Source organism: Empedobacter tilapiae, from assembly GCF_004785645.1.
Taxonomy (GTDB): domain Bacteria; phylum Bacteroidota; class Bacteroidia; order Flavobacteriales; family Weeksellaceae; genus Empedobacter; species Empedobacter tilapiae.
On the sequence record NZ_SRPE01000015.1, the window covers coordinates 17,757 to 29,617 of the forward strand.

Genomic DNA, 11,861 nt, shown 5'->3' on the forward strand with positions numbered 1-11,861 from the left:
AGTAAATATTAAACCAAAATAAAATACACTTTTTTATGCGTGATAGAATCGTAGCAGGAAACTGGAAAATGAACTTAAACTATGAAGAGGCAATTCATTTGGCAACAAATCTTAATGCTTGGGTAGCAGATAATCAGCCGATTGCTCAAGTTATTATTGCGCCTCCTTCTATTTATTTGCAAACATTATTAGAAGCTGTAGATGAACAATATATAAAAGTTTCTTCGCAAGATATTTCGGCTCATGAAAAAGGAGCGTATACAGGGGATATTTCGGCTGAACAATTAGATAGTATCGGATTAGATTTTGCTATTATTGGACATTCTGAGCGCAGAGAATATCAAGGAGAAACAGATATTATCATTGCTGAGAAATTAAAACAAGCGTTCAAGTATCAAATAAATCCAATTCTTTGTGTTGGAGAAAAATTGGAGGAACGTGAAGCAGAGAAACATTTTGATGTTGTAAAAACTCAATTGTTAGACGCTTTAGTTGCACAAAAACCAGAAGATCTTTCTCGTTTGATTATTGCTTACGAACCAGTTTGGGCAATTGGAACTGGAAAAACAGCTACACCAGAGCAAGCGCAAGAAATTCATGCATTTATTCGTAAAGTTTTGAATGATGAATTTGGAGTTGAAGTAGCGAATGATACAAGTGTTTTATACGGAGGAAGTGTAAATGCACAGAATGCGGACGAAATTTTTGCTCAACCAGATATTGACGGCGGTCTTGTTGGTGGAGCTTCATTAAAATATGATGATTTTGTGCAGATTATTGCTGCATGTAAATAAATATAATGACTCAATCGAAAGATTGAGTTTTTTTATTTCCTTTTTCAATCTCTCTATTAATCAACGTTAGAATAGATTTATTGTCTGATTTAAGAAAATTATAACATTTCTTAGGATTAATTAAGATTTTTCGGAACAGTGTCTGCAAAGTTTTATAATGTACTAACTATTTAAAAAGTATCATTTTTAAACAAAACACATTTATTATGAAAAAATTGACGCAAGTATTAGGAATCGTAGCAATAGGGTTAGTTTCTTTCTCTTTTACTACAAAAAATGAAATTCCGGTAGCAACGCAATCATCATACAAAGTTGTAGAAGATGCACCAAAAGTTGTTATTTTAGATATTGTTGATAACATTGCAGCAGATTCAGGGACTAATATAGCTACTGAATTTAAATCTAAAGTTGAATCTTTGAATAAAGAAAATGTTCAAGTTCTTTTATGGAAAGATTTAACAAAAGGATTAAAAGAAGAAGAGAAAAGATCAATCATCGATAGTTTAAAACCTGAGTTAATTATGACATTAAACTTTGATAAAACTGATGACAATACAAATAAAGTTGCAGCAGTAGTTTTTAAACAAAATGTTGCTTTTGATGAAACAATAAAAGTAGCAAAAGAATTAACAGATAATTTAAATTCAACAGCTGTTAAAAATGATGGAGTATATCAAAATGATTCAAATTATATTCAAGATAATGCAGCTCCTTCAATATATTTAAGTGTAAAAGTGAAGAACGAGCCTACTTCAAATGCAGAAATTATTGATAAAATTTCTAATTTTATTGAGACAGCTCAAGTAAACGAATCAGGAGTAGTGGAAGCAACAACTGCTACAATTGATACTGTTACAGCAGCTGTAGATTCTGTAGCAACAGTAGCTGATGAAGTTGTGCAAGAAGCAAAAGATGTAAAAACAAAAGTGAAAAAAACTAAAAAATAGAATCCGTTTTTTCGAATATTTCATTTTTATTAATGATGAAAAAGTAACATTTTGTAACGAAATGTTACTTTTTTTTGTTTTTAGTTAGAGATAACTTAAGTTTGTTAAAACACTTCCAATTCAATGTCAAAACAAGGTTATATTGCGCGTTATTTCAATATTGTTCGTAAATTATCACAACAAAAATATTGTTCTTATGAGGATTTAGAGCGTTTTTTGGAACGAGAATTTGAAATGCTTCAGATTAATGATGATACGTTAGAATTTAATTTCTCTAAACGTACATTGCAGCGCGATATTAGAGAAATCAGAAATATTTTGGGAATTGATATAATGTATAGTCGCAGTCAGCGAGGATATTATATTATTCAAGATGATTATAGTTCTGATTTATTTCTGAAAACTTTAGAAGAAATTAATAGTTTTTCTGCTTTGAAATTGACAAATTCGCTCGAATCGATTGTGTATTTGGAAAAAAGAAAACCAAAACGCGCCGAATTTTTACCAGATATAGTACAAGCAATTCAAGGAAAAAAGAAAATTGAATTTCATTATCAAAAGTTTGGAGAGGAAAAAGAAACAATTCGTAAAGTTTCACCAATTGCAATTAGAGAGCACAATAACCGATGGTATCTGATTGCTGATGACAAAGGAATTGTCAAAAATTTTGGCTTGGAACGAATGAATAAAGTTTCGATTCTGAAAGAAAAAATTGATGATAATATAGAGTTTAATTACAATGATAAATACAAGTATTCGTACGGGATTATTGTTCCAAGCTCAGAAAAACATGAAAAAATTGTTCTTTCTGTTACCAAAAAACAAGCGGCCTATTTAGAATCTTTACCTTTGCATGAATCTCAACAAATTTTAGAAACTAATAACGATGAAGTTTTAATTGGTTTAGAATTATTTTTGACCGAAGATTTTATCAGTGAAATTCTTTCTATGAGCCGTTCGGTTACAATTATCGAACCCAAAAAATTGAAAGAAAAAGTGAAAACAATTTTAAAAGAGATATTAGAAAAGTATTCATAAGTAGTATGTTAGAAAAAATAAGAAACTTAATTTTCGTGATAATTGTAAGTATTATTCTATTCATGATAGGATATAATAAGAAAACAAATAACGAAAAAGAATTATCTAATGTACAAGAAGTTCCCATTTATGTAGATGATTCGATTTTAGTAGATTATTATAGAAAAGGTAAGCGCCAAGTAAAATATTATCAGTTTGTAAATCGTAATTATATTTTTTATGATGATGATTTATCTTTTTTTGGTCATAATTTCATGGATTCAACACATTATTTAAAAGATTCAGTATTAGTGAAATTGATAAATATTCAAAATAATGATGCCAAACGAATTATTTCAATGAAAATGAATAATAAGCAATTAATTGAAGAAAATCATATTAGAGGAGACTTAGCAACCAGCAATAATTTTTTAATATTATTATCAATTGCTGTTTTTGCTGGAGGAGCAATTTGGTGTTTTAGGGATTAAATTAGTTAATAGTATATGAATTAATATTTTAAGAAATAATAAGATATATTTTTTAGAAAAATCAGAAGAATAATTTTAATTTTAAAAGAAACGTTGGAAAATATAATTAGCGAGTTTTAAATTTCAAAACTCACTTTTTTTATATTTCTTCAAATTCTAAATCGAAATTCATTCCCAAAATAGCTTTACCAGTAACTTTTTCTCCATTTTCAGAATTGATTAAACCAGCCATTTTCCCAGTTTTTTGTTTGGTTACCAAATCCAAAATTTGTTTATCGGTTAATTTTTTACTCATAAACTCAAATGGAATTTTGAATCCACATTCTTTAAAGTTTGCACATCCATAAGCTGCTTTTCCTTTTACTAGTTTATGTGTTTTACATTTTGGGCAAGTAGCGTCTTCCAAATTAATTTCTTCTTTTGGTTTACGTTCCTTTTTAGGTTTTTCCTCTGTTTGAACTGAATTTTGATGCGAAGCAATCGGTCTGAAGTAACTATTTTTTACATCAAATGTTAGTTTCGAAACCATTTCAATCAATTCTTGTTTAAATTGTTCTAATTCGTATTCGCCTTTTTCAATTAAACGAAGTTTTCGTTCCCAAACACCAGTCAATTCAGGAGATTTTAATAATTCATCTTGAATAGTATCAATCAAATCAATACCAGTTTGTGTCGCCACAATATTACGTTTTTTCTTTTCTATGTATTTTCTACGAAACAAGGTTTCTATAATATTAGCACGCGTAGAAGGTCGACCAATTCCATTTTCTTTCATCAATTCGCGCATTTCTTCATCATCTACTTGTCGTCCGGCAGTTTCCATTCCTCGCAATAAAGTTGCTTCTGTATAATATTTTGGCGGAGTTGTTTTTCCTTTGTGAATAAATGGTTCGTGAGGACCTTTTTCTCCAATCTCAAAAATCGGCATTATTTTTTCCTCATCTTTTTCGTCTTCCTTTTTATCTTTTGCATAGACTTCACGCCAGCCCATTTCGAGAATTTGTTTTCCCGTTGCTTTAAAATTTATTGCAGAAAGTTGTCCATCTTTTCCATTATTTTCAACTTTTCCTTCGACAGTTGTGTTCGCTACTTTACATTCAGGATAAAAAACAGCAATAAAACGTCGCGCAACCAAATCATAAATACGTTTTTCTTCGTTCGATAAACCTTGTGGAAAGATTTCGGTCGGAATAATAGCGTGGTGATCGGTTACTTTTGTGTTATCAAAAACTGCTTTCGACATCGGAATTGGTTGCGTCATCAAAGGAGCAATCAAATTTTGATAAGCGGTTAATTTATTTAAAATTCCAGGAACTTTAGGGTGAATATCTTCCGAAAGATAAGTGGTATCAACACGAGGATAAGTGACAAATTTTTTCTCGTAAAGACTTTGTATATATTTTAAGGTATTCTCTGCCGAAAATGCATATTTTTTATTGGCTTCTACTTGTAAAGCTGTTAAATCAAATAGACGCGGATTCTTTTCACGTCCTTCTTTTACTTCGAAATCAATAATTTCAAACTCTCGATCTTTGATGAAATCTAAACCTTGTTTGGCTTTTTCTTCCGATTTTAAACGAGGTATTGTCGCATTAAACTCTACTTCTTTGAAAATTGTTTTCAATTCCCAATATTCCTCTATAATAAATGCATTGATTTCTTTTTGACGTTGAACAATCATCGCCAAAGTAGGTGTTTGTACACGACCAATTGAAAGAACTGTTTTTGGAGGTGCAAATTTTTTAGTAAATAATCGCGTAGCGTTCATTCCTAATAACCAATCGCCGATTGCACGCGCTTGTCCAGCAGAAAAAAGATTGAAATATTTTTCTCCATCTTTCAGATTATCAAAACCTTCTTTAATCGCTTCTTCTGTCAATGAAGAAATCCACAAACGTTTCATTGGAGCTTTAGCACGTGCTTTTAATAACACCCAACGTTGTATCAATTCTCCTTCTTGTCCAGCATCACCACAGTTTATAATTTCGTCGACTTGATCGTTTGTGACTAATTTTTCGATGATATGAAATTGTTTCGAGACACCTTTATCTGCAATTAATTTAATTCCGAAGCTTTGCGGAATCATTGGTAAATAATTAAGATCCCAGCTTTTCCACTCGGGTGTATAATCTTGCGGTTCTTTTAAAGTGCACAAGTGTCCGAAAGTCCAAGTGACCTGAAATCCATTTCCTTCATAGTATCCATCGTGCTTTTGATCCGCACCAATTACTTTGGCAATATCTTTAGCAACACTTGGTTTTTCGGCGATACAAACTTTCATAGCATTTATAATTATTGAAGTACAAAAGTCAAAATAATAATTTAATTCTTAAAAAAAAATATAAATATGTATAATTATTGAATAAATTTGCGATAGGTTATCTTTTGTGGGAAGGCTGATTTTAATAAAATTACGCATTGTTTAATATTGGATATATTGTTTTGATTATTTTTTAATTATCAAATCAGTAAAAAATTCTATTGATTTCAAGTAGATTGAAAATTTAATATGATAACAACGTAAAAAATTTAGAAGAATTAAAAAATTTTCACTTAATTTACACCCACATTAATAAAAATCATAATATTTAAAAGAATTAGTAAATGGAAAAGAATGTAACAGTACCAGCTAAAACTAAAAAGGGAGGTCTTAACCCTGTGATTACTATGATCATTTTAATTGCAATTGCAATGGGGATCTTCAGATTTGTATTTGGAGCAGAAGGTAATTTTGAAGGAGGTGATGTAGAAAAAGGTAATCCTTTAAACTTTTTAGGAATTATTCATAAAGGAGGGGTGATTATTCCATTCTTAATGTCTTTCTTCTTTATGGTAATCGTTTTCTCAATTGACCGTGTTATCGCTTTAAATAAAGCTAAAGGAACTGGATCTGCTGAAAAGTTTGTAAATGACATTCGTGCTTTATTAAACAAAAATGAAATTAACAAAGCAATTGAATTATGTGACAAACAAAAAGGAGCTGTAGGTAATGTAGTTAAAGAAGGTTTAACAACTTACAAAGCTTTAGAAAACGATACTACTTTAAATAAAGAGCAAAAATTAGCTCAATTAGGTAAAACGTTAGAAGAAGCTACTACATTAGAAATGCCAACGTTAGAGAAAAACATGACAATCATTTCTACAATTGCTTCTGTAGGTACGTTAATTGCCTTAATGGGTACTGTAATTGGTATGATTAAAGCATTCTTCGCATTAGGTGAAGGAGGAGGATCTCCAGATGCTGCACAATTATCAGTAGGTATTGCCGAAGCCTTAATTAATACAGGTATGGGTATTGGTGCTTCTGCATTTGCTATTATTATGTATGCTTTCTTAACTTCTAAAATTGATGATTTAACATTCAAAATTGACGAAGTAGGAATGAGTATTCAACAATCTTTCTCTGCTCACAATTAATATTCATTGACGAAGCCTTAGAAGGATAGTATAAGGACAAAATCAAACAACAAACAATTTAGAATATTAATTAATAATACAGAGAAAATGGCAAGAGTAAAACCAAAAAGAAGAGGTCCTTCGATGGACTTAACAGCTATGTCTGACATGGCTTGGCTTTTGTTAACTTTCTTTATTTTGACATCTAACTTTAGAGAACCTGAAGTTGTTCCTGTCGTAACACCAACATCTGTTTCGAACCAAAAAATGGCTGCTGAAAACATGATGATCATTAAAATTGATGGTGAAGGTAAGTTCTTATTCGGATTAGAAGAAAAAGATCGTATTCCTACATTAGAGAGAATGGGTGATAAGTACGGAGTAAAGTTTACAGATGCTGAAAAGAATGCATTCAAAAGCATAGTAGAGTTTGGTGTACCAATGAAAGAGATGAGAAATTATTTAAATCAGTCTACTGATAAACAACAATCATATCATCCTGGTATTCCATTAGATACGATACCTAACAAAAATCAAGAATTAATTGATTGGGTATTTGAAGCAAAAGAAGCGAACCCAGATATTTTCTTAGCTATTAGAGGTGATAAAAAGTTTGAATATAAACAATTCAAGACTTTAATTGCTCAATTGCAAGCGAAAAATATGAATAAGTTCCAGTTAATTACATCTCAAGAATAATTATTAAGAAATTAGAAAATGGCACAAATAGAAAGTCACGATGACGGTGGCGGAAAGAAAGTCCGTTCCAAAAAGAATTCGACTACGGTCGATATGGCTCCTTTGGTTGATTTAGGTTTCTTATTAATTACTTTCTTTATGTTTGCAGCGACTTCGATCAAACCAAACGTAATGAACTTGAATATGCCTCCAACAATTGATAAGCCACCAGTAGATCAAATTCCAGAAATTGATTTGAAAAACCAAATTACAATATTGATTTCTAAGGATAACAAGTTATTTTGGCATCAACAAGATCAGGCAGGATTAAATGTAGGAACATTGAATGAGACTGATTACTCTGCAGAAGGTATTCGTAAACAAATTACGAGTGCAACTGAAAGAGCGCCGAAGAAGGATAAATTTACTGTAATTATCAAACCAATGGATGATGCTACGTATGATAATTTAGTAACTATATTAGACGAAATGGAGATTACTAAATCTACACGATACGGTATCGTACCTGTTGCACCTTTTGAACAAAAAGTGTATGACGAGAAAGTAGGTAAATAATTAGTTTAATTGTTAAATTTAAAAGAATTAAAATGTCAGAAAATAACAACAAACTAAAATCCTTAGACGAGATAGTATTTGAAGGTAGAAATAAAGCGTATGGCGCTTATGACATGAGAATGTCTGAGAAGAGTACGTTATTAAAAGCTTTCATTCGTGGATTTATAGTAATTGCAATTTTAGCTTTTGCACTTATTGCTTCTGCAACAGGAATGTTTGAAAGTAAAAAGTCAGAAGATGTAGTTGTAGATGTTCAACTTGAGGATTTAAGTTTGCCTGAAACTCCACCTGAAGAGGAAGTGGTAGAGCCAGAGCCAGTAAAACCAGAGCCAGAACAAAGATATCAAGAAGAGACAGCTCAGGTGAAAGTGATTATGCCAGAACCAAAAGCTCAGCCTAAAAAAGAGGAAACTGTTCCTGAAGTTAAGGAAATGGCGAATAAAGATTTAGGTTTAGTAGATAGAGAAGGACCAAAATCAACAACACAAACTGGAGGTGCTAATGAAGTAAATACAAAGAAAGAAGCACCAAAAGATACGCCTGCGACTCCTAATCCAGGGAAAGGTACAGAGCCAGCAGCTCCTGCTACAGTAACAGCTCGTACTGCTGCTATTATGGCTGTATATCCAGGTTGTGAAAAAGATGCTGCGAAAGGAAAACAAGCTGCAACAGACTGTTTATCTAGAAAGTTATCACAAGATTTAACTGATGAGTTACAAGACTTTGCTAATGATCAAGCTGGTCAAGGGTCAGGTATTGTTTCAGCTAAATTGACTTTCCAAATTGATACAGAAGGTAGAATTGTTGGTATCTCTCCAATGGGTGACGCTAAGTTAGGACCTGAAGCTAAAAAAGCTTTAGAGCGTATTACACAACGTCAACAAAAAAGAGGTAAAACGATTAAACCTGCTCAAACAGAAGATGGTCGTGCTGCGAAGTTGAATTTCAACATTCCAGTTAAAATGCAAATTGAGTAAGACTTAATTTCATATACATAAAAAAGAGGCTAATAATTATTAGCCTCTTTTTTTATGCTTTAAACTTTAGAAACTCTTGCTAATGTTTCTAATAAAAGCTGCGCGGCTTTTGAGTGAAACCTAAGCAGAAGTTACCCGAAACCTGCTTAGGTTTTGGTTGATTACTGCTTAGGTTTTAATTCGTTATTGCGCAAGAGTATAATCAATCACGTTTTTAATCAAAACAAAAAGCATCTTCAATACTATTGAAGATGCTTTCTTAATGTATAGTTAATACTATTCTATCTCAAAATTTAAAACGTAAAATCTTTTAATAAACTTGTATATCGTTCAATCCCATGCTCTATCTCTGATAAATAAATATATTCGTCAGGAGTATGAGAGCGTGCAGAATCTCCTGGTCCCATTTTTACCGTTTCGAAATTCATCATTGCTTGATCCGACATTGTTGGTGAGCCATACGTAGTACAACCCAATTCGATTCCCTTTTGTACAATTGGATGATTTTCCGAAATACGAGAAGAATTTAAACGTAACGAACGTGCTTTTACTTCAGCTTTTGGTAAACAACTTGAAATAATATCTACTACTTCTTGATTTGAGTATAATTCGTTTACACGACAATCTACAACCAAACGACATTCATCTGGCACAACATTGTGTTGCTTTCCTGCTTCAATTTGCGTAACCGTCATTTTTACTGGTCCTAACATATCCGAAATTCTTTCGAATTGATACGTTTTGAACCAATTCATAATATCTATCGCTTCGTAAATGGCATTTACACCTTCGTTGCGAGCTGCGTGTCCAGTTTTTCCTTTTACAGTAACATCCATTACAACCAAACCACGTTCAGCAATTGCCATATCCATTTGTGTAGGCTCTCCAACAATTCCTAAGTCGATTTTTGGTAGATTCGGTAAAATACTTGCAACATTTAATTGTCCAGAGCTCTCTTCTTCAGCTGTAATAGCGACAATTAGATTAAATGGTAATTCTTCGTTCAAAAAATTGATATAAGTTGCTAATAAACTTACCGCAGAAGCTCCTGCATCGTTACTTCCTAGACCTACTAATTTGTCACTTTCTATAGTTGCTTTCAATGGATTGTAAGTCCAAGAAGAACCAAATTTTACAGTGTCGTGATGAGAGTTTAATAAAATTGTTTTTTTGTTCTCATCGAAATTTGGATGAATACTCCAAACATTGTTATCCTGACGATGAGCAGTAGCTCCATGATCAGTTAAAAAGTTGAAAATAATATCGGCCGTTTTATCTTCTTCGCTCGAGAACGATTGAGTTTCGATTAATTGACATAACAAATCGACAGCTTTCTTTTTTAGAACAGCTAATTCTAACATAAAATTGTTTTAATCTCTGAGTTAATGTTGCGCGCATGTACTAAACATACATTTTTTACACCCGCATTAATTACTTTGAATGAATTGTCTAATTTCGGAATCATTCCTTCGAAAATTACACCTTCTTCTTTTAATTGCAAATATAAAGTTTCGTTAATTTTTGGAATCAATGTTGTGTCATCATTTACATCACGAAGTACACCAATTTTATCAAAACAGAAATTGAGCTCAACTTCATTTTTTTGTGACATTGCTACAGCGATTGTAGAAGCAATTGTATCAGCATTTGTGTTTAATAATTGCCCATTTCCGTCATGTGTAATCGCACAAACAACAGGTGTAATATTGTTATCAATTAATAATTGAAACAATTCTTTGTTGATGCTTTCGGTAGTTAAATCTCCAACAAAACCATAATCAATTGTCTTTATAGGTCGCTTAGAACCTTTGATTGCATTACCATCAGCACCAGATAAACCCAAAGCGTTACAACCAAATTTCTGTAGTTTAGATACAATTGTTTTATTGATATTTCCGGCATACAAACCAGTCACAACATCTAACGTTGGTTGATCTGTAATGCGACGACCTTCGATCATTTTTGGTTCTATTCCTAGTTGATTTAACATTTTCGAAGCACCTTTTCCTCCTCCATGAACTAATATTTTTGGACTATCAATTGCTGTGAAAGTTTTTAGAAACTGCTCTAACTCTAGATTATCGTCTATAATTCCGCCTCCGATTTTAATAATTTTCAACATCTTAATAAATATGTAAATTTTGTTTGCTTTTTTTTGGTGTTACAAAAATATAATATTTAACTTTGCATCTCAGTATAATAACTGAATATCTTGTTGATTAATGGAAGAAATTATTGAAATTATTCTTCTCAATTATGAGAACCGCTTTCTAACAGAAAGCAATCTTTTTGGTTCTCGTATTTTACTTAAGTGTGATGACAAATGGTCATCTTTTTCAGGTTCCTCTTTATTAATCAACCCTCCCTTAAATTATGTATGTTAGAATAGCAAATGCAGATGATGCCAAGTACACAGAATTGTTGTGCGAATGGTACGAAGAATCCGCTCGTATGAGAAAAACGGGTATTGCTAAACGAAATCCAGTTTATTTAGAGCGCAAAATGCGTAATGGAAATGCTGTGATCGCTTTTGATAATGATGATCAAATAGCAGGGTTTAGCTACATTGAAACGTACGAAGAAGAAAAATTCGTCGTAAACTCAGGTTTAATTGTTCGTACAGATTTAAGGAGTTCAGGAATTGGACGTGAAATCAAACAAGCTGTTTTTGAATTGTCTCGTACAAAGTTCCCGAAATCAAAAATCTTTAGTATTACAACTTCTTTAGCTGTAATGCGTATGAACACAAAATTAGGATACAAGCCAGTAACATTTTCGGAATTAACACAATCGGATGAATTTTGGAATGGATGTAAGAGTTGTAAGAATTATCACATCTTAATGGATAATGATCGTGAGCGCTGTATTTGTACTGGATTAGTTTATGATAATCTAGATGATAAGTACGCACAACGTGCTAAAGAAAATGAGAGTAAAAAAGAAAGTGAATAAATATACGAGTTAAGGTTTTTTTTTGTCTAAAAT

The 11,861-nt window shown here is 31.9% G+C and carries 12 protein-coding genes; 9 read left to right on the top strand and 3 right to left on the bottom strand.

From position 1 onward, the window contains the following. Positions 1-35 precede the first annotated feature (35 nt). From tpiA to E4J94_RS16305, 4 genes are all read left to right on the top strand, one after another. Positions 36-794 (top strand): triose-phosphate isomerase, encoded by a 759-nt coding sequence (gene tpiA / locus E4J94_RS16290; protein ID WP_135836846.1) that lies wholly within the window; start codon positions 36-38, stop codon positions 792-794. A 206-nt stretch (positions 795-1,000) separates the two neighbouring features. Then, positions 1,001-1,741, top strand: coding sequence for a hypothetical protein (locus E4J94_RS16295; RefSeq protein WP_135836847.1), 741 nt, complete (start codon positions 1,001-1,003; stop codon positions 1,739-1,741). A 123-nt stretch (positions 1,742-1,864) separates the two neighbouring features. Continuing rightward, positions 1,865-2,779 (top strand): helix-turn-helix transcriptional regulator, encoded by a 915-nt coding sequence (locus tag E4J94_RS16300; protein WP_135836848.1) that lies wholly within the window; start codon positions 1,865-1,867, stop codon positions 2,777-2,779. Positions 2,780-2,841: 62 nt separating this feature from the next. Continuing rightward, the gene (locus E4J94_RS16305; RefSeq protein WP_135836849.1) at positions 2,842-3,249 is read left to right on the top strand and encodes a hypothetical protein; all 408 of its coding nucleotides are present in this window, start codon (positions 2,842-2,844) and stop codon (positions 3,247-3,249) included. Positions 3,250-3,388: 139 nt separating this feature from the next. Here the strand turns inward: E4J94_RS16305 and E4J94_RS16310 are convergent, their stop codons facing one another. Beyond that, positions 3,389-5,530: a type IA DNA topoisomerase gene (locus E4J94_RS16310; RefSeq protein ID WP_135836850.1), complete on the bottom strand. Its 2,142-nt coding sequence runs from the start codon at positions 5,528-5,530 to the stop codon at positions 3,389-3,391. Between the two features lie 323 nt (positions 5,531-5,853). On the opposite strand from E4J94_RS16310, the gene E4J94_RS16315 reads away from it, so the two are divergent. From E4J94_RS16315 to E4J94_RS16330, 4 genes are all read left to right on the top strand, one after another. Next, entirely contained in the window at positions 5,854-6,666 is an 813-nt protein-coding gene (locus E4J94_RS16315) for a MotA/TolQ/ExbB proton channel family protein (RefSeq protein ID WP_135836851.1), read from the top strand. 87 nt (positions 6,667-6,753) lie between these two features. Beyond that, positions 6,754-7,344, top strand: coding sequence for a biopolymer transporter ExbD (locus E4J94_RS16320; RefSeq protein WP_135836852.1), 591 nt, complete (start codon positions 6,754-6,756; stop codon positions 7,342-7,344). A gap of 18 nt (positions 7,345-7,362) precedes the next feature. Beyond that, positions 7,363-7,899 (top strand): ExbD/TolR family protein, encoded by a 537-nt coding sequence (locus E4J94_RS16325; RefSeq protein ID WP_135836853.1) that lies wholly within the window; start codon positions 7,363-7,365, stop codon positions 7,897-7,899. Between the two features lie 32 nt (positions 7,900-7,931). Next, the gene (locus E4J94_RS16330; protein WP_135836854.1) at positions 7,932-8,876 is read left to right on the top strand and encodes a hypothetical protein; all 945 of its coding nucleotides are present in this window, start codon (positions 7,932-7,934) and stop codon (positions 8,874-8,876) included. Between the two features lie 293 nt (positions 8,877-9,169). Here E4J94_RS16330 and E4J94_RS16335 read toward each other — a convergent pair whose 3' ends face one another. Together E4J94_RS16335 and argB are read right to left on the bottom strand one after the other, a co-directional pair. Continuing rightward, positions 9,170-10,237, bottom strand: coding sequence for a M20 family metallo-hydrolase (locus tag E4J94_RS16335; protein ID WP_135836855.1), 1,068 nt, complete (start codon positions 10,235-10,237; stop codon positions 9,170-9,172). Next, positions 10,231-10,998: an acetylglutamate kinase gene (argB, locus tag E4J94_RS16340; protein ID WP_135836856.1), complete on the bottom strand. Its 768-nt coding sequence runs from the start codon at positions 10,996-10,998 to the stop codon at positions 10,231-10,233. The genes E4J94_RS16335 and argB overlap by 7 nt, the downstream gene beginning before the upstream one ends. 251 nt (positions 10,999-11,249) lie before the next feature. On the opposite strand from argB, the gene E4J94_RS16345 reads away from it, so the two are divergent. Then, positions 11,250-11,828, top strand: coding sequence for a GNAT family N-acetyltransferase (locus tag E4J94_RS16345; RefSeq protein WP_135836857.1), 579 nt, complete (start codon positions 11,250-11,252; stop codon positions 11,826-11,828). The last annotated feature ends 33 nt before the right edge of the window (positions 11,829-11,861 follow it).

What these genes read in the sequence shown, in the direction of transcription:
- tpiA (WP_135836846.1), top strand. Translation starts at nt 36, where the DNA reads ATGCGTGATAGAATCGTAGCAGGAAACTGGAAAATGAACTTAAACTAT.
- E4J94_RS16295 (WP_135836847.1), top strand. Translation starts at nt 1,001, where the DNA reads ATGAAAAAATTGACGCAAGTATTAGGAATCGTAGCAATAGGGTTAGTT.
- E4J94_RS16300 (WP_135836848.1), top strand. Translation starts at nt 1,865, where the DNA reads ATGTCAAAACAAGGTTATATTGCGCGTTATTTCAATATTGTTCGTAAA.
- E4J94_RS16305 (WP_135836849.1), top strand. Translation starts at nt 2,842, where the DNA reads ATGATAGGATATAATAAGAAAACAAATAACGAAAAAGAATTATCTAAT.
- E4J94_RS16310 (WP_135836850.1), bottom strand. Translation starts at nt 5,530, where the DNA reads ATGAAAGTTTGTATCGCCGAAAAACCAAGTGTTGCTAAAGATATTGCC.
- E4J94_RS16315 (WP_135836851.1), top strand. Translation starts at nt 5,854, where the DNA reads ATGGAAAAGAATGTAACAGTACCAGCTAAAACTAAAAAGGGAGGTCTT.
- E4J94_RS16320 (WP_135836852.1), top strand. Translation starts at nt 6,754, where the DNA reads ATGGCAAGAGTAAAACCAAAAAGAAGAGGTCCTTCGATGGACTTAACA.
- E4J94_RS16325 (WP_135836853.1), top strand. Translation starts at nt 7,363, where the DNA reads ATGGCACAAATAGAAAGTCACGATGACGGTGGCGGAAAGAAAGTCCGT.
- E4J94_RS16330 (WP_135836854.1), top strand. Translation starts at nt 7,932, where the DNA reads ATGTCAGAAAATAACAACAAACTAAAATCCTTAGACGAGATAGTATTT.
- E4J94_RS16335 (WP_135836855.1), bottom strand. Translation starts at nt 10,237, where the DNA reads ATGTTAGAATTAGCTGTTCTAAAAAAGAAAGCTGTCGATTTGTTATGT.
- argB (WP_135836856.1), bottom strand. Translation starts at nt 10,998, where the DNA reads ATGTTGAAAATTATTAAAATCGGAGGCGGAATTATAGACGATAATCTA.
- E4J94_RS16345 (WP_135836857.1), top strand. Translation starts at nt 11,250, where the DNA reads ATGTATGTTAGAATAGCAAATGCAGATGATGCCAAGTACACAGAATTG.